Below are 26,385 nucleotides of genomic sequence, written 5' to 3' on the forward strand. Positions count from 1 at the left end.
TTTTTCAGGGATCTGAGATGCATTAAGATTTCTATCTCAATAACAATAGTGGCGTTAAAAAGGAATAATCTGTATCTCATCTTCACCCACTAATATTTCTTTCGCCACCATTCTAATGATGTTTTGCTTATCCTCGAACGTCAATTCATCTGGGTTCAGGTCCAGGTAATACTCCAGCGTTTCGGACATCAGGTTTCTGCTACTTTCGAAACGTTGTTCGTCCTCCTGTTTGTCCTGTAGTTCCGTTAAACGTTTGGACAAGGTCTCTTCCCGTTCAGACAACTCCCGAAGTTCCTCTCTGATTTCTTCTTCTCCAATACCCAAATCAGATGAGAATAACTTAATGACTCTTTTGCGTGCCGCTTTTGTTTTCTCGATGTCCTGTTCAACGCGTTCAATCTCATTGTCCATGTATGACACTTGTGTTTCTTCCATCGTTGATGCTATCTCTTCTGGGTTGTTGAGCCAATTCAAGATCGTGTCCCAAACCATATCGTCTATTTTAGCGCAGGCAATTTTCCGGCCACATCCCTTTTCTTTGGCACCGACAGAGTTCTTTTTGTCTGTGTATTCATAGATATATTTGCTCCAGTATTTTGACTTGCGCCCAGTCATGGTATTTCCGCATTTGGTACACCGCAGGAGGCCGGACAATAGATACTGGTGCATAGACTCCTTGGTGTGTCGTCTTCGTGTTTCTCCAAGCAGTTTCTGGACATGTTCAAACTTTTCAGGTGATATGATCTGCGGTACATCTACATAGATCCATTCTTCTTTGGGTCGCATAGTCATAGACACTTTAAATTCAGGAGCGCGGTATTTATTGCCAATCATACCTTCGGTATTCCACTTATTCTGCGGCATTCTGCCTGTGTATGATTCATTCATAAGGATTTGTCTTACAACATTCCTGTGCCAAACCTCAGCTCCGCGTTTAGTGGGTATGAGATTGTCCGTTAGGTATCTGGCGATACCGTTCATACCATTAGCGACATGATTCGGCTTCGTAAATAGTTCGAATATCAGCTGGACTACACGGGCTTCATCCTCATTTATCACATATTCACTGTTCTCTTTATCATAGTCGTAACCATAGGTAAACGTATTTTTGACAACCTTGCCTTTTCGAGCTTTTTCGCGGCGACCACTACTCATACGTTCATTAATTTTAGCTTTTTCAAACTCGGATATAGCACCGCGCATACTATAGAACAACTGACCTTCAGGGGTCTTTGCGAATTCAGTGCTTACAAATACAAGTTCTGCTCCGTTCTTTTCTAATTCATCTGTGATGATGAGTTGTAACATGAGCTTACGCGCGAGTCGGTCCGGGTCCAAGCAAATAACTTTGGTAATTAACCCCTCCTTGACATCTTTTCTAAGCTGAGTAAGGCCTGGTCGCTCCAGAAACTCTCCCGAGTACCCATCATCAACATACTTCTTGACATCACTTGTCCCAGCCTTCTTGATACCTTCCCGGATTTGGTTGTCGATGGAGTACCCTGTCCGTGCTTGTTCCTCTGTTGATACCCTCGCCAGTATTCCGATCATGCTGTATCCTCCCGTATTTTTGATAGAGATAATGATAACAGTCTGACCGGAGTCTGTCATTAGAATCTGAGACGTTAAACCTAACATGCATTGCGCATCACCTCAGCACATCATATGAGCCAAGGGATTGTCCTTATAACGCAAAAAAAGACCCTGCCGCGATAGCAGGGCCTCTCCGTTTAGCTGGCAATTCTGCCACCAGCCTTTTTCGCGTTGTAATCCACAACGGCTTTTTCGATGGATGCTCGAATCTCATCCCCGGATACATCAATCCCTACCGACTTCAATCGATCACTTGCGTATTCGTATGCTTTGTTCAGTTTGACGTCACCCTCAAGATCCTTATACAATGCCTCAGCCCACGCGAATGCTTCCTTACCGATCTTATGCAACAGTTCCCGATCCTTCTCATTGGTGTGTGCATTGTAGTAGATTTCTGCTTTCTTCTGCGCCTTCTTGATCGCCCCGGTAATGACTGTGGTTGCCCATGCGATTAGAGCAAGTACAATCGTTGCTAGATATGGCTGTGCTTGTTCCACAATATCTTTCATCATGTTAATCGCTCCTTATTAATGATATATTTCAACCTTGCTAGGCTCAGCTTTGTCCCAAAAGATACGTGCTCCAAGTAGTTTGGTCAGGTCTCGAGCTGTCACATACCCCACACCGTTAATGTTCTGCGTCTCCACCGGTTCGCCGTTGATGGTTACCTTAGACTTCACGTATCCGATCCGGCCGCCAAGCAGTTCACCAATCGGTCTGGATGGTATCCATGTAATCCCCTTGATGTTGTATCCTGTGTACGTTGATCCGGCATCTGTATGCACGGTTACGGTCATTTCAGGATATGGCGCTGGTACTGCCGACTTCTCAGTTTCAAACGGCACGCCCAAGTATTCGCAGATCCCCTTCGCTACCGCCAGTGCGACACGGTCCTGAAAGTCGTTGTCGAATAGTTTTTGTTCCTCTTCCGGATTAGAGATGAATCCAACCTCTAATAACACCGCGTCCATCTTGGTATCACGGATTACCGCAAAGTTACCATAGCGTGCACCGCGATCCTTAAATCCTGTAGCATCTTGCATATGGCGCTGAATCACTCCAGCCAGAGGTGCGCTGGTTGTGCGGTTGTAGAACGTCTCTGTGCCGTTTGCTGTGGTTGCTGTAGCAGAGTTAGCGTGGATGGAGATAAACAAGTCAGCCGGCTGCTCATTAGCAATCTTCACGCGCTGCCGCAGTTCCAAGAATACGTCTGTGCTGCGGGTTAAACTGAAGTCAATCATCGGATGATTCTTAAACAGTGCTTCCAGTTTTAGCGCCATTGTCAGGTTAAACTCCTTTTCCCGCTTACCTGTTGGTCCAATGGCTCCCGGATCTGTGGCGCCATGACCTGCATCGCCCTTAACCTTGATTTTTTTCGCCATCTTGTAGTACCTCCGTATGGTGTATTTGTTTGCAAGCTGGGCATAGGTAGTAATCGCCCATGATGATAAGTAATATCTTCTTGACAGCATCGCTGTAGCTTGCGGTTTTTCGTTTAAAATAGTCGCACTCCATGGCTCCAGTCCCATTCCTCTCATGATAATTTCCTGATTCCGCATAATGACGATCTGGTTCGCCATGTACGCCTTGATTTCGTTGTCATCCTGGAACATCCAGGGCAGGAACTTCCGCAGTTGCGCCTTCATTTTCCGCTGTTTGAGGATCAAAAAAACGACCGCACCCAATGAGCTGAGGGTCAGGCCGTTCTTGAATAACGTGTGCATGAGGTCTATCACAAAATCGTATAGCATCGTCCACTCTCCGATAGAGCAGTTTATCTCTTATTTCTGGTCCGCAAAATAAAGAAACGAGATGCAGGGTGTCGTCGGATACTGCCGACTCCTGATACTCGTCCTCGTCCATTTCAATCATATCGTCACCTCAATGACAAAAGGACCCGGGATGCTTTCCCAGAGTCCTTTTTAGGGTGTATGCGGTGCTACCGCTATACTCTATCATTTTACCATTTACCTGAGTGGTACGCCAGCCTCTTCCATCATTTGATTGACTGTCATATAGATGTCGTTCATTTGATATTGTATCTCGCGTAGCCGTTCTGTTTTTAGCTTTGGAGTAATAGTTTTGTCAGCCTGTATTTCACGTTTTTGTTGACTCAAATCTGAAAGGCGCTTGTTGAACGATCCCTTTTTAGTCGTTGAGATTGTCTCTTTCAACGTGTCGCTGAACCAACTTGGCAGATTCGCTTTCCCATCTTTGAAATCCTTCGCAGTCTGTTCCATGCGCTCTTTGTACAAATAGTAGTCAGTTGACAGCGTGTTGGTATACTGCGGATCGACAATAAAGTTCTTCAGTAACGTTCCTTTTACGTCGCCCTGTCCAACTTCTGAGGTCAGAGGTAACAACAACCTAGCCGGGTCACCACCATATGAGCGGATCAAGTAATCGATTTTCTTCGGTGACATATTGGTATATTTAGCAATTTCAATCGCCACTTTAGATGTACGTTCGTCATACCGATTAACTGGCGAATTACCTTCGAGTGCTCGTGATTCAATTGGACGCCCAGCGTAGTCAATGTTTGCAGCAGTTGCTACGAATGGTGCGGCTACCGTTGAGTTAAGGCCACCAACAATCATCTGTTCCAATCCTTCTCCCCTTGCAAGTGGTGCTAGTGGGCCTGAAAGTTGTGGTGGTAGGAATGCATTCACTAGCGCTTCTGCAGAACCTTTAAATGCTTGAGGATCATCCAGGTAAACAGATTCCAAGATGTCGGCAAACAGGCCGCCCATCGCTCCGTATTCCATTGGGATAGGAACCTTGTTGAACTTACCATCCTCTGTTTTTCCCAAGATCAAATTACGGTATTTTTCTCGAGCCGGTATGTTTTGGTAATCTGGATCATCATAGTGTGACATCAATTCGAGTGCTTTTGGTAGCAGAATTGTACCTCCGACCAAAGCCATTGTCTTCACAGGGTTTTGTTTCCACTGTACTACAAAACGGCGCAACCCCTGCATGGCTGCATTGGAGTATGGAACGAATTTTTCTACCTGTGTGGCAAGGCTACCGCGACGACTAAAATTTGTTGTGATTTCACGAGATTCATTTAGTGCGGCTGTAATGTTTTCAGGCGTTCGTTCAAACCCTCTACGACGTAGCTCCCCCTGATAAGCCGCAATTCGATTTAGGTTTTCTCCTATATCTCCGAATTTGGCTAATCCTTTGAATGGAGCGGCGATGGCTTTACCTGTTGTTTTGGCAACATTCTGTGGCGATAATATCGGATCTCGGTTTAGTTGCGATATTCCTTTTTTAAGCCCTCTATCACCACGAAGAATTGCCGAGTATCCCCCGCCAACACGACGATAATCCTGAGCTAGTGAGCGAATTTTTTCAACACCAGGAGTTCCTTTTGGTAGAGTATCTGCAATCGAACTAATCAATGCATGTCCTAAATCAACCATATGCATCGCAGGGTTTTTCGATTGGATCAATGCTTGCGGTGTATCCATGAAGAAACCCTTTATTGCAAACATTGGGGCAAACGGACCTGTTGCTGAATATTTAGTTGCAGTACTTAATTTTCCAATTGTATCTAGAACGACGCTAGTCATTTCGTTTCCCATACCGGCCAAAGCTTTGACTGCTTCTGGATCATGAATTTTTAGGTATACGGGCTCCCCTTTGTACATCGCCCTTACAATGTTATCTTGATCCAATCTAGTGCGGCTGAACAACTTATTAAAGTCATCGTTAATCATGTTGACGAAGTCCATTTGATCTCCATCAGATAATACCTGTTTAAGGTTAGGTTGCCCTTTTGGAGACTGTACAATTTCAGCAACACCTCTTAAAGCTCCTGGATTTTTACGCACTTCATCAATCAAAGACTGCATAGAACGATTTCTGAACGATGCATTCACCCATGCTCCAGTAGATTCAATAATTGTTCTCCGAGGATCAACTATATTTCTTACTGAACCAGTAGGGCTAACCTCTTTTATTGGAGCTTTTTGTCCGCTGAATGCATTATTTTGTTTCATTGTAAATGGTTGCGAAAATTTTTCTGACAAATTAAATTGACGTTGCATTGGAGCGTAATTCGGGTTATTTTCACGCAAAGTGTTAAATAATTGCGGTGAAATAAGTCCTTCATCTACACCATAAACTTTGAGTAAGTTTTCATTGTACCGATTCCAGTCATCTGCTATGTTTTTGAATTCTGGATTTCGGATTTCCGTTTCTCTAAGTTGTCTCTCGAGTTTTTCTGTAGTCATATTTAGGTTTTTAGCATACACTCGCTCGCTTCTACTCATACGTGTAACTGCATGACGTTGAATAAGGTAATCTACGAAGCGTTTAGATTGTCCGCGCGGCACCTTATCGAATATTTCTTTCAAACTTTCACCAATGATACGTCCCTGTGGATCAACAAATTTATCATTGATTATAGTATTTGCCACGTTATTTGCTCTGTTGGCATCCATAGATTGATTATATGCCTTCATACTTATTTTTTTAATTGGGTTTAAGAAGTCAACTGAACTGTGATAAGCAGCCCGAGCCGCCGCCTTACCTTCTGCAATTGTACCTTCTGTATCACGTCTAATTCGATTACCAACAATTTGATCCTCTGTGCTGATTGGATTTACACCTTGTCTGCGATTGCTACCAAATGGCGAGATCCCTACGCCCTGATTACCAAACAGGTTGGTGAACCAGTTTTGTTTTGCCGCGTTGGCTGCAGGTTGATAATCCTCCTGATAATTAAGCGGTGCTTCCGGTTCTGGTGCAGGTGTCGTTTCAGGCGCACGTTGAGTGGCCGATGGTGATTCGAATTCACGTCCAGGTCGGCTATTCAAGAAACCTTCTGATGGAGTAGTATTCTCGGGCACTGGTGTAGATTGTTCCGTCTGATACCTACGTACCGCCTCAGTTCTTGGATTTACCGAACCGCTGCCACCGGGATTAATAACCTCTGCTTCGCTACTGCGCGTTGGACGGTCGAATGTAAGTCTCTCTTGTGTAACCTTCGCATCATCAGCAATAGTCGGACGTGCCATACGATCTTCAAGACTCTTGACTGGCAGGGGTACGCCATATACATCACGTTGAGCTTGGTTAGACCGTGCACGTTGCATCAAGTCAGGTGTGATCTCACGCCGAGTACTTGCGTATGCTCGATCAATCAACTCCGATAAGCCCGGATCAGTGCGATCTGCCATTGAGGCCCAAAGCCCCTCAAGTTCCTCTGCCTCTCTACCTGGGGTAAATGGTGTCTCGTTGGCTACACGCATCAAGTTCTCAAACTTCTGGCGGTATACATTTGGCGTTCGTGCGATACGCCCCATTGTAGGGCCACTCATTTGTCCAGCAGGAAGCCCCAAAGGTTCAGGCGTCCAATCTGTAGGTTTGATAATCGGATCACGTCCAGCGGCTGTCTGGCCACGTCTGGATGCGGCGTTTAATCGTTCGTCCCCTCGTCCAAGTGGTAATGCCAGTATTTCCTCGGCCTGACGCACACCATTGTTACCCTTAAGTTTGGTCAGTGCATTACGTAGACCAGCGCCTATCCCGGCAATGAGCAAGTCACCACCAGCACCCAAGCCAGCACCTAAAGCGGCGTTTCTCACGATATCGCTATTGCTGTTCTGGCCTTGGATCAATCCCATAGCTGTATTGCTCAGTGCGCCTGTTCCTGCGCCGCGTAAGGCCGTTTCTGCTACTCTGGTTGCTGTTGTAGGGCTTAACCGTGGCAATACCTTGTTAATACCTCCACCGACCATATTCGCCACAGCATTACCGCTACGAGTTGCCAGCATACCATTTGCCGCTCTCCATGGGGCTGTGATCAAGTTACCTCCACCAGATGGGTTAAACCCTGCGCCCAGAACACCACCAGCAATACCTGTTATATCTGCTACTCTATCAGCTGTTGCGTTGCCCGTAGATCCTGGAGCCATGGACGGTGTGCCAAGCAACATACCACCACCTGTACCAACTGCACGAGTGACAAACCCACCCACGGGGTTGCCGTAGGTGAGGTCATTCATGAAGTTGGAGAATGGAGCAACGAAATTGGCTACGAATTTATTTTTCGCCGCACTGTCAGCAATTTTTTGTTTATTTATCTCGTATTGAGATGGCGGTTCAGGATCTGGAAACTTGATCTCAGTTCCAGATGCCCTCTGATAGGTATCCAGGTCATACGGATCTCCAGCAAGAGCACGTCCCAAGGTAGAATTCATGTATCTGTCTGGCCCTTGTTGTGTGAGGGCTGGTGGCAAAGATGACTTTAGCCTGTTCATGTCTGTCTTGTATCCCTTAGCCATCCGATATTGATCGTATATACTGGTCTTTTCCGTTTCTTTTTCCCCGGTTGATGCCGGGAACTTGCTGCTCAGATTCCTGTTCTTTCGATATTCATCGTAGAGAGACATGCCCACACCTCCGTCATCTTAATACCACTTGTTTTTATCCCAGAATTGCAACGCCTTGACCGGATCTCCATATCGATCCTTCACGTATTTCAGGCCTTTTACAGCTTGCTGGTATGGATCGTTCCAGTTTACTGAGCTACCGCCATAGTTCTTGCGCGTGCTGTCCAGAAACTGAAATAACCCGGCTGCAGAAGATTTAGCATTCTTCGCATTCGGGTTAAAGCTTGATTCGCGCGCCACCAGTTCAAGCGCGGGCTGTAGCCAACTTTCAGGATACCCAGCTTCCTTAATCGCTTTGGATACCGCATTGCTGGCAACCGAGTAATTCTGAGGATTTGATTTCGCATCCTTCTGAGCTTTGTAATAGTTGTTGTAAGCCCCACCGTTCCCGTTACTGAAGGATGTGGGGCTTAGAGGTTTCCCGGACCACTCATGTATTCCTGGATCATCGCATCGGTAATACCGTATTTTTTCAATAAGGCTTTCGTGTCTTCGTCAGAAAGGTTCTGAGATAAAATCATATCTGCAAGCTCACTTTTATATGCTGATTCCATATCCTTCTTGGATTGCTTGTTCGTTTCTTTCTCATAATCAAATTGTTCTTTGCGAAGATTCTGAGCTTGTTCATCAATGGCATGATTAAGTCCATATTGGCGTTTATCTTCTTCAAACCTAGCTGAATCAAACGAGTTTTGCCAAGCTTGCTGACCTTCTGCGAAATCTTGTTTCCTTGTATTGAAACTATTTTCCCAAGATGTTTGTCCCTCATTGAAGGTTTGTTGACGATCACGGAATTGATTATCAAGACCTGTTTGTTTCTCGTTGAAGTTCTGTTGGCGTGTCTGCATTCCCTGATTGAATTGCTGACCTTGACGATCCATATCAACCTGCTGGCCTTGGAGTGTGCGTCCAATTCCTGCCTTGCTTGCGTTGGAATATGAAGTATTCGCGCCCAGTTGGGATGTATCTACACCCAACACACTCAATTGATCACGGATGCCGTCAGCCTGTTTGCTGAGTCCAGCGCGAGCATCCTTCGTGATTCCCTTCGCTTCTGCTTGCTGTTTCAGACCAAGCAAGTTGTTGAGTAGATCTCGTGCCTCTGGTGTGAGGTAGTTCCCCGTCAATCCAGCATCTGCCCGAGCGTTGTCCAGTCCACGTTGATTCTGGTCAGCCAGATAGCCGAGTACATTAAATGAGTTGTTAAACTGGTTCTGGTCACGGGCATCATAGAGTCCTTGCTGATTGGACATTAAGCCCATCAGGTTAGCGAGGTTGCCTATCTTCTGCTGTTCCGCTGCTTGATTTGCTGCAATTAGCTGAGGTATAACCTGTAATTGCATGTACTCGTTGGCATCGTTCTGGATACCTTGTGCGCGATCTGACAAAATAGATGAACGTCCAAGACCAGACGCGCCAAGCGCCTCCTGTGCAGTCCGTATGCCCTGCTGTGTGTTACGTTGCGCCTGTGCTTGATAAGCGGCATATTCTGGAGAGGCATACGGGTCATATGCCGCAGGGTTGTTTATACCTTGTGTCAGCTGTGCCAATACATCGTTGATCTGTGTGTCATATGGATTTACCGTTGCTTGTGGATTCGTCACCCGATTCATGATGGTGTTGGCTTGATTGAGCTGGTTCACCTGTCCTTGGATGGAGTTCAGGTTACCTTGTGAGGTGTATGAAGTACCACCAGCGTTTACTTGTGGTCTGATCACATTTTGTCCATCAATAGTGACGTATCCGTTGTTGTATCCGATACGTTTGTTATCTACGCCCATACCGTTGAGTGCTTGGCGTACACCGATGTTGTACAAACTGGACGGACTGGCCGGAACCGGGTTCTGCACTTGCTGTGACTGCTGAACGATATTCTGCGTAGATGTTGGAGTAGTGGTCTTCGGTGTCGTAACAGCACCAGCACCCACCGCGCCGGGTTGTACCACTGTTCCTGTTGTTTCGTATACCGCCATGTTATCACTCCTTTGCAATAGAAAAAGGACCCCGTATGGAGTCCCTATCTGTATGGATTATTTATTTCAGTGATGCCAGTTGTGCTTCAAGATCAGCAAGTTCTTTTTTTTGCTGTTCTTTGAACGATTTAGCTGACTCTATATCTTCTTCATGCGCTTTGATGATCGGGTCCATACCAATTGCACCTGCGGCTTTTCCGGACTTAGCGTATTCTAACAATGTTGAAGAATTAGCAATGCTGTTATCAGCATTAGTTATTTTCCGTTTCGCTGTTTCGATAGCATCTTCAACTTTCTTTTTTTCTTCATTTCTTTTATTTTCAATCTCTGCTGCTTTTTCGGCTTCTTCCTGTTGCTGTTTGGCGATTGCGGCCATTTCCTCGTTAGACAATACGTCTTCTGGAGAACTCAACTTTATCTCATTACCTTCCACAGTTACCCCCAGTCCCAGCGAATTTGCCGCGGTTCTAACAGGCACATAACTTGTGCCGCCAATCACTGGAGCCTCGCCGATACTTTTATTATTAAATGTCACTGCCATGACCTTACCTACTTTATTGCCTAGCAGTTTTGATGTTGCTGCACTGATATCTCCTGAGAATGAGATTGCTATGCCAAGCACCACGCCGCTCGTTACTAGACTTAAATTCTTAATCCACTTTTTCATCACGCACACACCCCTGTGTTAGATTTTGCCAACATCATAGCACAATCTACTAGATTTGGGTATGTGTATGTGTCGGAGCCACTTGCCATGTTACCGTACCGCCTCCAGAAACCATCAGTTGTGTGCCAGCTGCAATACCGTGGTTGTGACTTCCGCTTGATCCTGTAGACACCCCAGCAGAAGCTTTTCCGAGAAGCATAGAATACAGAGTCTGATTGGTTGAAGAATCTTTGAACTGGTCAAATGGTGTGATCACATCATAAACATTTGCTCCTGGAGAGAGATAAACGTTTCTATTAGAACTGATTCTAATATCCGCGCTTGTTGCTCCTAAAATTGCGGATGATCCAGATACGAACATAAACATGTTTGAACTTGGAGCAGAAAATAAAAGTTGTGGCGACATCGAAGAACCTAATGCTAGCACAGCCAGATAATTCGTAGCCGATGCATATGCACCGAATAAATTTTCATCAGGATTCATCTCTACCCTTGGGTATCCATTCGAACTTTGAATCACTGCACCCGTGGTATACATCTTTCCGCCCTTCGTTACTCGCCAAGGCGCTGTGTTAGGATCAGTTGATCCAGCCCACAATCGGATATCCGTTGCTGCACTTCCGGATGTGGTCATGCCCACGTCTCCGTCTTTGGATGCCAGCGTGTCGTTTTGTACACGCCAGCCGCCAACCTCGAACATATTCTCGCTATCCAGTCCGTTCTCCAACAGGAAGTTCAACGTTCGTTCCAGACGAATCACATACGTCTTCACTTGCTCCAGATCAGCGTCCTGATTAAGCGGTGGTATCTGTGGTATCGGCACGTTGGATCATCCCCTCGACGGCTCTGTATGCCTTTTTGAGACCTTCTGCAGATTGTTGCAGTTCATGATGTGCATCATGATCATCAGCCGCCTCAGCCGCCACCATGTCCATTTCAATGTTAAAGAGGCGGCCTCGGTATTCCAGCAGGCGCGCCTCGATCATTATATTTTTTTGTTCCTGGGTGAGTTCCATGTTTATCCTCCTTAGTGTTGAACCCGGCAGACTCGGAAATAACGTTGCCAATTGTAAATCGTGATACGACCCGTACCGGATATTCTGAACCGCATCCAGTGTGTCAGTGGAGTCGTGTCTAGTGGGATGATGGCATTTTTGTTCAATGCGACCAGATCCGCATTTAATGGATTGTAGGAGACGGGTACAAATGTTTCACCGCGATCATCCACCGAAAAAGAGATTGTATATTGTGTCGCTGGGTAAAACACTCCCTGCAAGTGGATTTCTTTGTACTCCTTTTCCGCTTCCGGCATACCCTCGTCAAATGGTTTCGTTGTGATACTCCACGCTCCAGCAGATGTATTCGCATTGATCTGGTAGGTTTGTCCAGCATCGTTCCCTGCGTACGTTTCGTTGTTGAACCTCACACCATATCTAAAGTTTTCGTTTTGGCCAGGCACTCTCCAAATCTTATACCTCAGATCATAAACGAGCCTTATATTGGGCTGAGATGCACTATCAATCACAAGGTTTAGATAATATCTATTTCCATCGTGAAATGCGCTGCAACGATCCAAATAACTTGGATTAATGCGGTCTATATACTTTCGAACGGGCTCACCGATAGGCACGGGAAAACCGCCCTGGAATAGATATACATCGGATTCTCCAAGCCACATCAATGTATCGCCAACCTCTTGAACCGTTTTGAACGATACACAACCCACATCATTGGATATCTCCTTGACCTTGTAGTTGAAGTAATTTGTTCCCTGCACGACTGCCATGGAGTCACGTTTCCATACATACTTATCACCATAGAAGTTTTTCAGTGCTGTAATATTGCCGCCGCGCTCTGTGTAGTACTGCAAGAACCCACTGTTCTCGGTGGACGTCCAATCGGCGGCATTTTGGAACCCTGAAAAGAATAAAGTGTCATCTACCGCCATCCAAACACGCACCGTGTCGTTTGTAATATATTTTCCTTTTGGTGGAGTCCCGCCCAAAGTTCCGAGTGCTGAACCTGTCCAGTACTGTGGATTGTCTATTCCATTCGTCAATATCAGAGCCGGTGAACCAGCTACTTCAAAGTTCGTCGCATCCCAGTCAGTTGCACTAAAAGTCCCTGATATAGAAAACCACGATGTACCTCCAGCGTTGTACTGTAGTGCAGTACCTACAGCCCTAATTATCTGGCTCGTGCCGAAATTGGTTAACAGATACGTAGTTGATCCACCGCTTGAACCTAACACTGAATGACTGCGTGATGTGGAGAGGTAAGGATAATCATCCGTGTCAAATCCAACCTCGTCGACACTCTGTGTGTCTGGCAAACCAAAAGGTTCGATACCTTGATTAATCCCTCCACTAAAATTACTCTCTGCCCTCTTTTTGGATTGTCGTCCTCGCGTGATTGTCATCTACTCACCCCACGGATACACTGCATTACGCCGACCATATCCATACTTGGTAGCCACATGTCCACGTCTGCGAGGCATCTTGTCCTGCGGCTTGGTGTATTCAGGGTAAGGTGTGCGGTATAGGCTCTTGTAGTCCCTAAGAAGGGCCAGGTAATCGGCTGCGAACGCGTTCTTGTCGTCGTACTCCCCACGAGCCCGAGCGATACGCTCAAGGCAACCAAGCACCAGCAGTTCTTGAAAGTCCTCTTCGAGATCCGGAATGCGGTCCAGTTGAGACGCGGTTAGTTCGGCCGGACGACGGTTGTAGTATACGAATACCTTGCGGCCCTCATCTTCTAGCTTCGGTAATGGATTGATGAAGATGTTTTGGTTCGCTCCGATGCTGTAGAACCTTGAAGAATCTCCTACATCTTCATTCGATTCTATGGATACAAACCGCAGATCATCGTATCGGTCACGACCTGCCTTGGTTTCTATCACCACCTGTTTGATTCCCATTGGGTCACAATCAGGCGGCAAAGGATAAAATGCAAAGTTTGCACTCAGAGAAATCGAATACGGCAACGCCTCATGTCTTACCGTTTGGAATATTTGTTTTTGTGTTGTATCCATCCATTCTACTTTTTGGGTAATAGAATACGAATTTCGGTAAGATGTATCAATTGTGGTCAATAATTCTTGTACTGTAGGCATTCCCCTACACCTCACTCATTTGTTTGGCTATCTTCCTTGTGGAGATTAAGTAACTTTCTTTCTTCTTCGTCCAGCCTGTTAAATTCCAATTGACATAGTTTAGAATGTTCTACCAAATATGCCTTTCTTGATCTGATCAGCTCCAGTTTCAATGATTCAATAGATTCCACAAGCGAACCTCCTATACATTGTAAAATGGTATTCTTCGTTCTGCCCCACCAATAAAGCATTTAATATAACCAGCCACCTGAGAAGGCGTTGCGCCGCTTGTTCCGGCTGTGGCTGTTGTAGCCGCAGTATGGTTAAGAAGCGATAGCTTTCCGCTTGATATCGTTACGGCCCCTGCTACAGAATCATAAAATATACCTTCCGCGCCACCTGCGTTGTTTAGCTTTATGAATTTATCAGGAGGAACCGACATCGCGATGGAATAGTTAGGATTGATGTTGATTCCGACTGATCCAGGCTGTAATGAAGAACTTTCAAGGTCAATACCGTAGACTTGAGATTTACCTGTAATTCTTATTCCAACAGAATGATCAGATTGAATCAAAATACCCGTCCCTTGGGTGTTGTCTATACTTCCAGTGCGCATAATTAGTCCATACAGCCAGTCTCCAGACTGATAAGAGCCATCCCCGTTTTTGTATCCTGCAGAATATATACCAATAGCCTCGTGGTTCGTAGCCCCACCCCAAGCTACTACAGACATTCCTGTCTTTCTGGTTAATGGGTCGTCAGTACCGTCATATTCATATTTGTTTACTAAGTCGATTTCCAGACCCACCAGTGCTTGGTTGCTTGTGGTACCACTACCGTCTGGCTGAGTGTTTTTTATTTCGATGCATTGTCCATACAAGAAACTGGTATCTGCCCCGAAACCATTGACTTGACTGTACATCCCAACATGATGTTGTGAATTCCCAAACACATTCAGGACGCTGAAAATACCAACCTCTTCGTTTTTTACCGACGCAGATATGCTGTTTCTGACCAAGAGTGCTGACTTTTGAGTTCCGCCAGCTGCTGAAAAGTTGTCCTTAGTTATCGAGAAACTGTTATGTTGTGTCGACGCTAATGGTCTGTAATCAAGGATTTCAACGCTTTGAGGAACTGGTTCTGAGTCGAACAAAATTTCTCTTAGTTCACTATCTGTCCCTGCGTCACCAATCTGAGATATGGCCTTCGTATACCCACCAACAAAAGTAGCATTGTCACCAAATAAATAAATATTTTCATCATTATTGATGTACGTAACAAAATACTCACCAGCCGGGAAAAATATTGCCGTTCTCCCCTGGATGTTTGCCAGATTAACAAGAGCCTGGAGTTTGTTTGTTACGTCAGTACCATCTGGAAAAATGTCGTACGCTGTAACCACATATACCAGTTCTCCCCATAGACGATAGTTCATCATGGCATTTGTATTATTCTGACTCATTAACTCTGATACAGTTGGCATTGTTTCACCTCCATACATAAAAAGGGGAGGGCTAACCCTCCCGCCTTACTTCTGCTGCATTTCTCCCAACTCTAGCAACCGCTCTCGCATTTGGTTAAACGTCTCTGAGAATCGCTTCTGAGAGTCCGTATAGTCCTGCTGAATCTTTGCCTCCGGCACATATGGGAGTGGCTTACGGCGCGATTTGGACGGTTTAGAAGCGCTATCTGCAACAGACCGCGATCTGACTTCTCTCATCCTGATCAGCCCCTAACCACTTTGATATTGTACTGAGCACTGGCAAGGTCAACATCAGCTCCCGTGTTGTTCACGACCCGAATCTTCACCTTGTCTGCTTCAGTGACCCAGCCGAATAGTTGCAGTCCTTGCGTATCAATCAACGGTGCCACAAATACAAAATCCCCAAGAATTGCGCCGGGGACTGTAATGTTATTGGAGGTAGCACCTGCACCTGTAACAACACTCGAAAAATCCACTGTAGCCCGGATGTCATCAACCATCTTCGAGAATAGCGTTTTTCCGTCACTCAGAATTAACTTAGGCATATGAACCCTCCTTATGCTCCTGTACTGCCGACCAGACCGCGCCAGTCTACGTGTGTGCAGTCCCAACGTGCGAAGCCAAACATGAAGAAGTCTACGGTCTTCGGAAGCTTCATAGAGTCGTAGAACGTGCGGTCACGCCAGCCGAATACGAGGTTGTCAATCGATGGATCTCGCAGAATCCATGTCGGACCATCGATGTAGTCCATTACGATAGCAGATATACCCTCAATGGAGTTGATGGTATTTGACATCTCGAACGCTTGGTTTGTTGATCTGAGAATATCGCGTGACGTGTATTCGTTATCCGGACCAACAATAATTTGTTTTGCACGGGACTGAATTTTCACACCAGCTTCATTGACTTGGTTACGTACTTTGGTAAGGCCAAGTTTGACGTTTTCTGGTGTCAGTTCACCAGTAATGAGGTTGTCACCCAACAGTGATGAGTCAGCCAACGGGTGGCTGCTGGAGAACAGTGATACGCCATCGTAACCCACCTGAGTAAATCCGTTGTTAATGACGTTTGCCGCATCAGTTTCGATCGTTGTACGTAATCCACGTGCCAGCATACGAGCCGATCCGTCTTTACCACGTCCGTCCAATACACCGTACAGATCGTCTCGCGTCAGTTCCCACGTTACAGAGTAACCTTTGTCAAACCGACGAGCTTCCAGACGAGCTGTCTCACCTTGATTGATCTCGTCTTCGTTGATCGTGTTACCCTCAGTGTTCTCAGCCCATAGGCCAAATGCACCGATATGCGGGTACGACTCATCTTTCTTCTTCATGTCGTGTACTTTGAATACTTTCTCATACTGCGGTTCAAGTTTCCCGTATTCATCCGCGATGATCTTTTTATGGATTGGCGTCAGTAGTTCTTGAAAGTTATCTCTTGTTAGTTTCATTGTCTATTTCCCCCTTATACCACTTGGATGCGGTTCTTGATTAAAAAGTCGCCGCGAGACGGCTTGTTTGTTACGGTGTTCACCAGTTCGAAGTAACCACCTGTGGTGTCGTCCAGGTTGACTGTGTAGGCGTTAGCGCCCAAGTCAAACACCTTGCCGACATCTGCTTTATCCAGGCTCGTTTTTGTGCCCGTGGTGTTGTGCGGAAATTCGTAGACGCTCATTGGGTTAACATCAATCTTGATCAGGTCGGCAGCAGTTACGCTTGACCCTGTTGTCAGATCCTGAGCTGCTACGCCCCACACTGTTCCTGCGGAGGCCGCGGCGGCGGCTACAGAGGCTTTTCCTGTCGCTTTAACAACCACAGAACCTTTCACAATTGTTTGGCTTGCATTTACGGGTACTTCCTTGTAAATCGGTGCGCTACCATCGAGCGAACCTTTGTATACTCCATGTTGTGCCATGGGTTATCCCTCACTTTTTGGTGTATTTGTAGTACTCTTCTGGCCTAATACCAGCTACCTTGGCGATTGCCAATTGATCTGGAGTAAGTTTCGGACCGGTTGGTTTCTTCGGCGTTCCTCCACCAGATGTGGTATCCACCTTGGCTTTGTTCTTCTTAGTGCGATTGGCAATCATGCGCTGTTCGACCTCACGCTCAACCTCTTTCATGCGCTCACGACCGCGTTGGATCATGTACACATCTTTAAGTGATTGACCTGTGCTTATTGCAATTGGCTCAAACTCATCACGCCAGTCGTCGATGTCCGCGTAAAACGGGTCAGATTTGAGCGTCATCACCTCGGCGTCGAAACTCTTTTGCCTCATGTCACGCTCCATCTGGTCCATACGCCGTTGTTGCGCCGCCAACATGGTGGCTGTCTGTTCGTCGTATCCACGATCCATGTAGTTTTGAGCAACAATGTTGTCCATCTGGCGCTCTAAATCTTCTATCGAGGCGACACCAGATGTCTTCATGATCTTGTCAGCCAGTCCAGCCTTCTTCTCCAGTGCCTTCATGCGTTCTTGCCACTTACGGCGCTCAGCGATTACGGCGTTTGCTGTGGATGATGATTTACCTTTAGCGACAGGATCATCTTGCTCCTGACCGTCTAGGTCATCGTCTGATTCTTCATGACCTTCGTCCGAATCGGCATCATCTACTTCGGGCTGTTCTTCCTCTTCATCCGGGATGGTTATCCCTTCACTGTCTGCTTCAAACTCGCCTTCCAGCGATGCGTAGTCAGACTCTCTATCGTCTTCGATGGTCCATTCTTGTCCATCTACCGTAGCGGACTGCTCAGCAAACAATTGCAAGTCCAGTGTGTAACGCTTTTTCATGTTCGTTCCTCCTACGTTTTAAGCGTGTCGCCCACGAGTATGCGGTTTTTCGTGTGAACCGATAACACAAGTTTTTTGGGCGGTGTGCTCTCACCGAATCCTGTAGCTATCCTACAGATGGGCATAAGAAAAGCCCTACCTATTTGGCAGAGCTTCGTTTTGATTTGGTTGATAAATCCAATTCCATTTGTGATTTACTGATCGTCAGCACCTTGTAATTCGGTGACTGCGGCTTCATCCAGAGGATGTATGGTTCATTGCACTCTGGACACTCAGCTGTAGCAAACGTTTTGGCATTGCCGCCGTATAAATGCGGGTCGTTTGTACCTAACGCCTGTTGTTGCTTCATGAGTGGTGGTTTGATGTCTTTAGCAGTAAATATATGATTACAGCACTTTGTTGTTCCCATGTGTTCCATGTTGTCACCCCCTGTACATTTGGCCTTCAATGTATTCGTTCAGTAGCATTGTTGCCTGTCCAGTCCAACCACAAGCTGGGCAACGCGCCTTGCGATTTTGTTGCCATCCTCTATCCCTTAGCGCAATCTTCTCGCACCTTGGGCACACCGGATGCTGTATGTGCGACTTGGCACCGCCGTGATTGCCAATCATCGGGTGAGATGCGGCATGTCGCTTAAACTGGTCTACTCCTACACTACGTATGATCATACTGCCATCCCTCCTGTTGGTATGCTGTTACCCGGTTGCATCGGTGATCCGCCCGGGCTGAGTCCTTGGATTAACGGATTGCCCATGGGTTGTCCTCCATCTGCCATTCCTGGTGGTTGTGGCGGTGGCTGGAGCGCTTGAATGTCCTCATCTGAGATTGGCAAACCTGCATACTCACGAAGCAACTTCGCATATGATGCATTGGACAGTACACCAGCACGGTGTGCTTCATTGATCAGCGTGTACACGAATCCTTTGTTGCTCGGCAATCCAGCTCCTACTGTGATGGACACATCAAAAGCGGCCTTCTTCGTTTGTGGATTCTGTCCAGTCTCATCCATTAATGGCATGTATCTCGGAGCAGACTCAGTCGGTAACCCTATACCTTCCAACTTTTTCATGAAATTCGTTTGATACTCTGTCGTTGCTGGCATCATGACTGGTACTTCTCGCAGTTCGGATGGACGGAAGAACTCAAAATCATCCTCGCGCTCGGTCACCCGAAAAGCCTGTTCTTCGTCCCAATACTCCATGCATAGATCCAAGATGTACTCGAACATGTCACTCAGTGTCTCTTCGAGTAGCATCTTTTTGTGTGTGACTCCGGCATTCGCTCCCTGCTGGATGGCAAGGGCTTCGGTAGCCGTGTCTACCCCTTGTTGCTTAACACCCGTCTGCTGGTCACCAAAGCGTGTCACAAGCTGTCGTTCGGTGGTGAGTGACAGGTTACGACGATCAATGATGTAGTTAGGCATCGTTGGTGGCTGGAAGAATCCCATTGCCTCGTTACCTGGATTGTCTGTCGGTATGACCAAACCACCCTCATTCGTCACCTTGTCCGGATCTACTCCGCTTGATGTATTAACCCAGCGTTGCGGGTTGCCTGTCAGACGTGCGTTGATACGGATCTGGTCGTCGATGTCGTTCACCAAGTCCTGTGTGTCAATCAGCATCTCGGCTGTTCCCTTGGCCCATACAGTTCCTTCACGGTACATGTCCGGGGTAAAGAAGTACGGGTAACGATTGCCTGGGATAATAAAGTCGTCGTCTTCTTTCGTATCACGCAAAATGACGCCGCAACCGGACATCTCTACCAGTCGCATGCGCCATTCATATTCCTTGCTATCCTCTTCCTCATCTTCTGTATCCTCAGACTTCACCTTGACCTTGTCACGGAACCACACCAACATGTGCAGGTAATGGTCGTGACTCACATTGTCTGTGTCGCCCTCATCCTCGCCAAAGATCATGCCTGTTTCCATCGGCTCGTACCCCGGGTCAATGGCATCTACACGTTTCTCATCGTACATACCAGACTCTCGCGCCCAACTGATGGACTTGTTCATGACCTCAATCATAAACCTGCCCTCATTGGTCTTGTAGATGTCCGTGATGTTCGGGTCAGGGAACACATAGGCAGGGTTACAAGGCTCCACGCACGGTAGTCCCATCCCGTCTAACTTGTCAGGATCGAACAGCACCCGGAAGATACCTGTACCAAACTTCTGTCGTCTACGCTCGTGCACGTCCAGCTTGCGGCGCATCTTGTTCTGATCCTTCACGAACTCCAACACAATTCGTGCCATGTCTGCAAACGGTACATCACTCGGCCCACGTCCCTTGGTCTGTACAGATATGTTCTGCTCGATCAGGTAGGCAACCTGCCCCTCAACGTTTGGGTTGATGATGTTCGTATTGCTCGCTGGGTCTGTGTCACTCTCAGGCTCGTTAGCGTCACCTTCCCAGTAGAGATCAATCGTTTCCCACTTATCGAACAGCCCGCGGTTGTCCTTGTCGTTCCAGGCACTACGGTACCATCTAAGTAGCTTGTCAGCCAACTTACACTCGTCGTCGGTCATTACATCACTTCGACGATCTTCCTTGTCCTCGTTGAGCTTAAACGCTCCATCCTTTAATTCTGCCAATGGTGTCACCCCCCAACCTCGAATTCATCCTTGCGACTTACCTTCGGCTTAACCGGTGCATATAGTCCGGTGTCACGCGTCTTGTACTTGTCATACTTGACCTGCGTCGTGCGTAGCGGGCTCCTCAGGCTCGGTTTGTTACGCTTGACCATAATCTCTTTATCCTCGTGTTGTGATCGTTCCGGAGGACGTGGACGCTGTGCCATATAACACATCAGGTATCCGCACACCATGCCGACCAGTAATACAGCTGCATACATCATTTCACTTCCTCCTTCGCATAGGATGCTATGAACCCACATGTGTCACAGCGATAATCGTACATGCGTACCGGCTTCATACCAGATGTCTTGAAGAATCCACTGTCGTTACGCGCACGCTTAATGGATGTTCCCTTGCACATTGGACATTTTTCCATCGTCCTCACCCTTTCTGCCTATCATGAATGTCATAATCGCAGCACCAATAAGCGTCCCGAGTAGCACGCCTGATATGAACATGATCATCACTTCACCTTCCGTATCCCGGTAGATTTGTATCCCATGTCTTCCAGCTCCGAGCCATAGTAGTGACCCTGCGGTTTCTCGTTCTTGCCGTGTACCGTCCGCAGTACCCATCTGTTCAGCGCTTGGCTCATGGCATCAACCATGTCGTCATTCGCCCCTTTCGGGAATGATGCACACTCTTCGACGAAGTCTTGCACCCACGGCTTGTTGGCTGGCAGATACACGTTACCTGCTTCAATGTCTGGAGCGATCGTAGATACACGCGCTGGCTTGCTATCCTTCGGGCTGATCGGCACCATTCCACCTATCTTCTTGTTCAGCATCTGTATGATTGCGGGGCCATTCGCCTTGTCCTCGATCAGTTTCAGCCGCGCTTTAGGCCACTTGTTCGTCATATTGCGTATGGAATCCATCGTTTGTTTAATGTCCATCCGGTCACGGATCTGATCCAGCAGGTACTTGTCTGCTCCTCTACGACCCCACACCTGACCAACCACATAGTCACTACCGTCAGAGTCCTTGAATGTGCAGTCCCAAGACTGGATGGTCTCATCGAACTGCATGTACTCTGGATCGGTTTCGTAGTACTGCCACCAAGCACGTTGTATCATGTTTCCCTGCTGGCTTGTTGGCCTGCCTTGGAATAATGCGTTGAATGACGAAGGATATTTCTTTCTATCCTCGATAAACTTAGTCCCGTAACGCTCAGGCCACAATGGCTCACCGGGATCGCGCCCCAATACATCTCCTTCCTCTGCTTCCAAAGGTAAGTTGATCATGTCCATCGGCAGTGGTTGTCCGTGCTCAGGATTTCTCAGGCGACCAATCAGGTCATCTTCGTGCCATCGGGTCATGATGAAAATACAAATAGCACCCGGATGTAAACGTGTAGAGAATGAATCAATCCACTCACTCCACATCTTATCCCGGTACACTTGTGAATCTGCTTCCTCACGGTTCTTGATCGGGTCGTCAATGATCATAAGATCCGCACCCTCACCTGTCACCCCGGCAAGAATACCACGTGAGATCATACCACCTCGCGTTCCGTCTATATCCCAGTCAGAAGATGATTTAGCTGTCGGGCTCACTCGCAACCCAAACAGTTCTTCGCCATACCTGTTCATCTTCTGCAAGTTCTTCTTACCAAACTTAGACGCGAACGTGGTGTTGTATGATCCCTCGATGACTCTGTCATTAGGGAAATGTCCCAAGTAAAAGCTGGGTAACGTTTCGGTAATTGTCATCGACTTGCCGTGTCGCGGTGGAATAGACAGCCCTATGTACTGGTTTTCCATCGGGATCAGTCCATCCAACATGTCTTTCTTACGTTCAATTGCTTCCTGAATGATCTCAGCAATAAACATGCCGTGACGACTGTCCTTGTACAACCCATCATGAACGTACTTGATGTAGTCATAGTAGTTATTCTTCGCCTGCTCTTTGTTCTCTACCTCAAGCAGTGCTATGAGTTCCATTTCCTCGGCGGCGGTTAAGCTCATCTATCCTCGCCCTCCGTTCTTCTGCCGATAGGTCAGTCAGGTTCTGTGTTGTGTTGTGCATGTTTCCCGTTACCTCAACCTTATCCTTGAACATGCCCAAATGTTTAGCCACACTATCTAACGCGCTACGAGCCACAGCAGGGTCTTCAACCTTCGTGTTGAGGATTATATCCTTGTACTGTTGTAGAACCCATTCAGCGGTCATTTCAGACTTCTCAGCGTGTTTCTGCTGTCTTTTCTTGATCTCCTTCTCTATTTCAGGTTTCTTCAGGTTCTCCTGCCCAATGCTATACGACGTTTTCTCACTGTAACCAGCACGAATCGCCGCTTGCGTGGCATTGCCGTCGATCATGAACTCATCACAAAACTTTTGTTGTTTTGGCGTCAATGCCATGGGTATCACCTTCCTCTCTACTCTTGAATAATCAACACTGTTGCCTTGCCTTTTCTATCGTGTCTGAGCGATCCAGATATCAACGAGAACTCTACTTCTTTGCCCATACCATGTACTTCTACACCTGTGCGCCCCTTAAGCGCACTCACTAAGTCTTTGGTGAGGTACGCTCTCAAGTTTGCTACTGGTTGTCCTTGCTTGATCTCACCAATCTCTTTGTACACGCCTTCTATTGCAGATTGTTCTTTCAAAGACTCCATCCTGTTTCGCAACTCATCTGCCTCGCGTATAATCGCATCACGCTGTTGTTTACTTGGCGCTTCGATCGCGCGTCGGTTCAGTGCATTCAACGCACCCACTAGTGTGCAATCAAGACTCTTTAAGGTCGCATCACCTAATTGGCTATACTCCGCTATCTCCTGTGGTGTACCTTCTACTGTTCCGTCTTTGTGTAGTTTCAACTCTATTCCTCCTCTCTACTCCTCGATAGTTACTTTTCTCTCAGTCATCTGAGCTAATATATATTTCCACTTCAGGATAACTGCTGATAGCGACAGTGCATTTCCTGCTATTACAAGCACGCCGCTTGGTAGATACATCTCATTGAGTCCACACACTATTGCTCCAACCGTGCTTGAGACACCCAGTACAAACAACAACTTGTGATACCGACTCTTCACTCTGTGTTATCCCTCCTCTTAATAACCCAACCCTATACGGCCCCCGCTGTCGCTGGGTGATTCGGTCGGACTCGATGGCCTTCGGCAAAAACAAAAAGAGCAACGGCGCTTAACCGTCACTCTCTTTTTTTTATTTTCTTTCCAGCACCATCGTAGGCAGTGGGCCGCTTAATACTTTCTTGACCTTCATGTCCATGAGTTGATTGTATTCTTGTTGAAGCAGTACTTTATTTTTCTCCGGGATGCTTCGGTCTTGCATTATTGGATATATTTGATCCATCCTATCATCCAATGCATCTCGTTCAATTTCTGGTTGTATAACCTCTTTGACTTGGTATTGACTTAAATCAATGTTTTCCATCGCATTCCCTCCTTTGGGGTTATTATACACGATGTTATTGTTGATGTGGGCAAAGGACTCGCACCCTTGCACGACCCAGACCCTTAATGATACACACTATCGACGGGTCATTTCGCTTGTATCACGGGCTCACGTCTATCTTCCGCCACCACATCACAGTTTTGAATGCAGGAAGGAACGTTGTAAACGACGACTGCGCATACAGCTATCGGCGCTTATCATCCGTTCCCTATGTTAGTATCATAGCAACTTCTGCGTTGCATTTGGATGAGAATTTCTGCGACTTTTATTGCATAAACATTGCATTTGCTATGCTGGCTGTTGGAACATGAAGTCCAAGTTGTGTATTTCCATCTCTTCCTCACTCAGTGGTTGTAATGCAATCGCCAACTGCTCTAGCGCTTCGGCATGCCACCTACTCACTGTCGACTTGTCCTTATGCAGTGCGTTTGCTATCTCGTAGAGAGCCATTGGATTACGATCCAGGTACTTACGCTTGATCACAATCTGCTGGTCATCACTTAATACCTCGTTCACCGCACCTGTTATGAGTGTGACTATACGGTTGTATCGTGCTCGATCCCATATATTTTTGTCTCCAACCATTCGCTCAGAGTAAATTTTAGGCAGCCTTATGTTGTCTTCTACTGGCCCGCAGTTCTTCACAGCGTACTGGTATGACCTATACTTCTTCAGCAACTCCGTCACCTGATTGTTGTCCATGTTCTCCCTCCTCTTCCCAGTTAATGTACCCCTTCCCCCAAGGCGGAATTCTGAACATATCTCCTGCATCTATCCAGTATAGGTTTGCTTGCGGAACGTCCTCGGGAATAACCTCAACCTTGAATATTCTGTATCCATGCTTAGGTTCTTCCCAAATTTTGCTCATACCACATATCTTAAGCAACGCTTCTGCCACAGCAAGAGAATGTTCTTTATGCTTCTCTTCCAATCGCGAGAAGTCAAGGCGAACGAAAATGTCATCCATGCGCACCCTCCTCATACCTTTGTTTAAACTCATAATCCCTATATTTACACCAACCTGTTAACTCCGATCGTACAAGCCAGTCACCACGATACAAATTAATGTGTCCACATACACCTCGTATCTTCACCTGAATTGCATCTTGCCCAGCCATGATATGTCTTCGATGCTCCACACGCTCACTGCCCGTAAACGACTCTACTGCGGAAACAGTAGCCGGAGAGTAATCCTTGATCTGGATCGCTCTCACGGTTTCTGCTTTGCGGTGGTAGATCACGCTACATCGGTTTGAGGCTGTTCCAACTGGGCTACGCGTTGTTTGAGCGCTTCAAATTCTGCTCTCGTAACTTCTCCCGTTCTCTCCTCAGCCACACTTCCTGCCAGCTGTTCTTGAGCCAACTCGTGTCCTGCGCTTTCCTCTGCGGCTTCTTCTGGATAACCCCAGGGAGGCGGCGCTAGTTGGTCGCCCTCTTCCACGTTGTTATGTTGTGCCAGATCCGCATCAACACGTTCGGGTTCTTGGGTGATTCGAAATTGCGGCGCCTCTTCGGCGCTCACCTCCCGGTATGAACCTTTGGTGAGGTAAGGGATTTTAATTTCTTCGTCTGTTGCAGCCAGTTTCGCAATGTAGAATGACTTTTTATTGTCTCCCCATTGCACATCATAGATTGCTGGCTTCGCAACTTCCTCACGTTCTTTCTGCGCTCTCCAAGTCGCCATTGCATCCCCGGTATCAATCACCTTCACTGCATTTGCAGCACCTACCGCTAATTGCTGACGCAGGTCGTCTACATGACTGTTCAGGCGTGCAATCTCTGCTTTAGCCTCTTCCAGCTGAGTAACAGCAGAGTCCCGTTTTTTCGCCGTGTCCTCTAACTCAAAACGCACATCATTGATTTCCGCCACCAGTTTAGCATTTGCTTCTCCGGCTTCGTCCGCTGCTGCCTGAGCCGCGTCTTTGGATGCCGTTTCCGCTGCCAGACGTTCACGTAGATCCTTAACCTCAGTCATCCAGTGCTCATCACGTTGCAGTAATGCATTCTGCACAGCAATCCGCACGACCTGATACGCCGCTTCCGCTGACTCTTTTGATTCGTTGTGGAACATCTCACGCATCGTTACGCCTTCCAGGTCGAGGTTGTCCATGATGTAGGCTACCTCTTGTTGAGCCTCTTCCACATTTTGTTGCTCCAAGAAGTCGATTTCTGCCTGTAGATCAGCCAACTTACCCGCATCTGCCATTGCTCCACGTTGCTTTTCGACATTCAATTCATACCGCAATTGTTCAATACGTTGTTGCTTTTCCACCTACATACACCCCGTTTTCCGATAGTAATAGTTATATATTCTATTATAGCACATTTA

Annotated in this window: 31 protein-coding genes; all 31 read right to left on the reverse strand. The window is 46.9% G+C overall.

Going from position 1 to position 26,385, the window contains the following annotated elements:
* Window positions 1–54 precede the first annotated feature (54 nt).
* Window positions 55–1,551, reverse strand: a complete 1,497-nt coding sequence (locus H7T88_RS18630; protein WP_221789856.1) for a recombinase family protein — start codon at window positions 1,549–1,551, stop codon at window positions 55–57.
* Between the two features lie 179 nt (window positions 1,552–1,730).
* Window positions 1,731–2,105 carry a phage holin gene (locus H7T88_RS18635; RefSeq protein WP_221789751.1) on the reverse strand — a complete coding sequence of 125 codons (375 nt, stop codon included), beginning with the start codon at window positions 2,103–2,105 and terminating at the stop codon, window positions 1,731–1,733.
* Window positions 2,106–2,120: 15 nt separating this feature from the next.
* The gene (locus H7T88_RS18640; RefSeq protein ID WP_221789752.1) at window positions 2,121–3,344 is read right to left on the reverse strand and encodes an N-acetylmuramoyl-L-alanine amidase; all 1,224 of its coding nucleotides are present in this window, start codon (window positions 3,342–3,344) and stop codon (window positions 2,121–2,123) included.
* Between the two features lie 216 nt (window positions 3,345–3,560).
* Complete coding sequence (locus tag H7T88_RS18645) at window positions 3,561–7,994, reverse strand: LPD38 domain-containing protein (RefSeq protein WP_221789753.1); 4,434 nt, start codon at window positions 7,992–7,994, stop codon at window positions 3,561–3,563.
* 18 nt (window positions 7,995–8,012) lie between these two features.
* Window positions 8,013–8,471, reverse strand: coding sequence for an aggregation-promoting factor C-terminal-like domain-containing protein (locus tag H7T88_RS29055; protein WP_221789858.1), 459 nt, complete (start codon window positions 8,469–8,471; stop codon window positions 8,013–8,015).
* Window positions 8,405–9,967 (reverse strand): hypothetical protein, encoded by a 1,563-nt coding sequence (locus tag H7T88_RS18655; protein ID WP_221789754.1) that lies wholly within the window; start codon window positions 9,965–9,967, stop codon window positions 8,405–8,407. Before H7T88_RS18655 ends, H7T88_RS29055 begins: the two co-directional genes overlap by 67 nt.
* Before the next feature lie 61 nt (window positions 9,968–10,028).
* Window positions 10,029–10,634, reverse strand: a complete 606-nt coding sequence (locus H7T88_RS18660) for a hypothetical protein (protein ID WP_221789755.1) — start codon at window positions 10,632–10,634, stop codon at window positions 10,029–10,031.
* 49 nt (window positions 10,635–10,683) lie between these two features.
* Window positions 10,684–11,457: a hypothetical protein gene (locus tag H7T88_RS18665; RefSeq protein ID WP_221789756.1), complete on the reverse strand. Its 774-nt coding sequence runs from the start codon at window positions 11,455–11,457 to the stop codon at window positions 10,684–10,686.
* Window positions 11,429–11,650, reverse strand: coding sequence for a hypothetical protein (locus H7T88_RS18670; RefSeq protein WP_221789757.1), 222 nt, complete (start codon window positions 11,648–11,650; stop codon window positions 11,429–11,431). Before H7T88_RS18670 ends, H7T88_RS18665 begins: the two co-directional genes overlap by 29 nt.
* Before the next feature lie 11 nt (window positions 11,651–11,661).
* Window positions 11,662–13,053 carry a hypothetical protein gene (locus H7T88_RS18675; RefSeq protein ID WP_221789758.1) on the reverse strand — a complete coding sequence of 464 codons (1,392 nt, stop codon included), beginning with the start codon at window positions 13,051–13,053 and terminating at the stop codon, window positions 11,662–11,664.
* Window positions 13,054–13,746, reverse strand: coding sequence for a phage adaptor protein (locus H7T88_RS18680; RefSeq protein WP_221789759.1), 693 nt, complete (start codon window positions 13,744–13,746; stop codon window positions 13,054–13,056).
* Window positions 13,747–13,757: 11 nt separating this feature from the next.
* Window positions 13,758–13,916, reverse strand: coding sequence for a hypothetical protein (locus H7T88_RS18685; RefSeq protein WP_221789760.1), 159 nt, complete (start codon window positions 13,914–13,916; stop codon window positions 13,758–13,760).
* Between the two features lie 11 nt (window positions 13,917–13,927).
* Window positions 13,928–15,208, reverse strand: a complete 1,281-nt coding sequence (locus H7T88_RS18690; RefSeq protein ID WP_221789761.1) for a hypothetical protein — start codon at window positions 15,206–15,208, stop codon at window positions 13,928–13,930.
* 45 nt (window positions 15,209–15,253) lie between these two features.
* Window positions 15,254–15,445, reverse strand: a complete 192-nt coding sequence (locus H7T88_RS18695) for a hypothetical protein (protein ID WP_221789762.1) — start codon at window positions 15,443–15,445, stop codon at window positions 15,254–15,256.
* Between the two features lie 5 nt (window positions 15,446–15,450).
* Complete coding sequence (locus tag H7T88_RS18700) at window positions 15,451–15,753, reverse strand: hypothetical protein (RefSeq protein ID WP_221789763.1); 303 nt, start codon at window positions 15,751–15,753, stop codon at window positions 15,451–15,453.
* A gap of 11 nt (window positions 15,754–15,764) precedes the next feature.
* Window positions 15,765–16,658, reverse strand: a complete 894-nt coding sequence (locus H7T88_RS18705) for a Mu-like prophage major head subunit gpT family protein (protein ID WP_221789764.1) — start codon at window positions 16,656–16,658, stop codon at window positions 15,765–15,767.
* A gap of 14 nt (window positions 16,659–16,672) precedes the next feature.
* Window positions 16,673–17,122, reverse strand: a complete 450-nt coding sequence (locus H7T88_RS18710) for a hypothetical protein (RefSeq protein WP_221789765.1) — start codon at window positions 17,120–17,122, stop codon at window positions 16,673–16,675.
* Between the two features lie 10 nt (window positions 17,123–17,132).
* On the reverse strand, window positions 17,133–17,999 hold the full coding sequence (locus H7T88_RS18715; RefSeq protein ID WP_221789766.1) for a hypothetical protein: 867 nt from the start codon (window positions 17,997–17,999) through the stop codon (window positions 17,133–17,135).
* Window positions 18,000–18,138: 139 nt separating this feature from the next.
* A complete protein-coding gene (locus tag H7T88_RS18720; RefSeq protein ID WP_221789767.1) occupies window positions 18,139–18,417 on the reverse strand; it encodes a hypothetical protein in 279 nt (92 codons plus the stop codon).
* A gap of 4 nt (window positions 18,418–18,421) precedes the next feature.
* The gene (locus H7T88_RS18725) at window positions 18,422–18,667 is read right to left on the reverse strand and encodes a hypothetical protein (protein ID WP_221789769.1); all 246 of its coding nucleotides are present in this window, start codon (window positions 18,665–18,667) and stop codon (window positions 18,422–18,424) included.
* On the reverse strand, window positions 18,664–20,592 hold the full coding sequence (locus H7T88_RS18730; RefSeq protein WP_221789771.1) for a portal protein: 1,929 nt from the start codon (window positions 20,590–20,592) through the stop codon (window positions 18,664–18,666). The genes H7T88_RS18725 and H7T88_RS18730 overlap by 4 nt, the downstream gene beginning before the upstream one ends.
* 5 nt (window positions 20,593–20,597) lie before the next feature.
* Complete coding sequence (locus H7T88_RS18735) at window positions 20,598–20,855, reverse strand: hypothetical protein (protein WP_221789772.1); 258 nt, start codon at window positions 20,853–20,855, stop codon at window positions 20,598–20,600.
* 117 nt (window positions 20,856–20,972) lie between these two features.
* Window positions 20,973–21,098 (reverse strand): hypothetical protein, encoded by a 126-nt coding sequence (locus H7T88_RS28815; RefSeq protein WP_260511006.1) that lies wholly within the window; start codon window positions 21,096–21,098, stop codon window positions 20,973–20,975.
* Entirely contained in the window at window positions 21,098–22,600 is a 1,503-nt protein-coding gene (terL, locus tag H7T88_RS18740; RefSeq protein ID WP_260511007.1) for a phage terminase large subunit, read from the reverse strand. Before terL ends, H7T88_RS28815 begins: the two co-directional genes overlap by 1 nt.
* Complete coding sequence (locus H7T88_RS18745; RefSeq protein WP_091016013.1) at window positions 22,554–22,994, reverse strand: terminase small subunit; 441 nt, start codon at window positions 22,992–22,994, stop codon at window positions 22,554–22,556. Before H7T88_RS18745 ends, terL begins: the two co-directional genes overlap by 47 nt.
* Window positions 22,995–23,011: 17 nt before the next feature.
* Window positions 23,012–23,455 (reverse strand): hypothetical protein, encoded by a 444-nt coding sequence (locus H7T88_RS18750; RefSeq protein WP_221789773.1) that lies wholly within the window; start codon window positions 23,453–23,455, stop codon window positions 23,012–23,014.
* A 349-nt stretch (window positions 23,456–23,804) separates the two neighbouring features.
* Complete coding sequence (locus H7T88_RS18755) at window positions 23,805–24,035, reverse strand: hypothetical protein (protein WP_221789774.1); 231 nt, start codon at window positions 24,033–24,035, stop codon at window positions 23,805–23,807.
* A 309-nt stretch (window positions 24,036–24,344) separates the two neighbouring features.
* Complete coding sequence (locus H7T88_RS18760) at window positions 24,345–24,758, reverse strand: RNA polymerase sigma factor sigma-70 region 4 domain-containing protein (RefSeq protein WP_221789775.1); 414 nt, start codon at window positions 24,756–24,758, stop codon at window positions 24,345–24,347.
* A complete protein-coding gene (locus H7T88_RS18765; protein WP_221789776.1) occupies window positions 24,718–25,023 on the reverse strand; it encodes a hypothetical protein in 306 nt (101 codons plus the stop codon). Before H7T88_RS18765 ends, H7T88_RS18760 begins: the two co-directional genes overlap by 41 nt.
* Entirely contained in the window at window positions 25,016–25,297 is a 282-nt protein-coding gene (locus tag H7T88_RS18770; protein WP_221789777.1) for a hypothetical protein, read from the reverse strand. The genes H7T88_RS18765 and H7T88_RS18770 overlap by 8 nt, the downstream gene beginning before the upstream one ends.
* Window positions 25,294–26,328: a hypothetical protein gene (locus H7T88_RS18775; protein ID WP_221789778.1), complete on the reverse strand. Its 1,035-nt coding sequence runs from the start codon at window positions 26,326–26,328 to the stop codon at window positions 25,294–25,296. Before H7T88_RS18775 ends, H7T88_RS18770 begins: the two co-directional genes overlap by 4 nt.
* Window positions 26,329–26,385 lie beyond the last annotated feature (57 nt).

Origin of the sequence: Paenibacillus cucumis (ex Kampfer et al. 2016) (assembly GCF_019748695.1) — a bacterium.
Taxonomy (GTDB): Bacteria; Bacillota; Bacilli; order Paenibacillales; family Paenibacillaceae; genus Paenibacillus; species Paenibacillus polysaccharolyticus.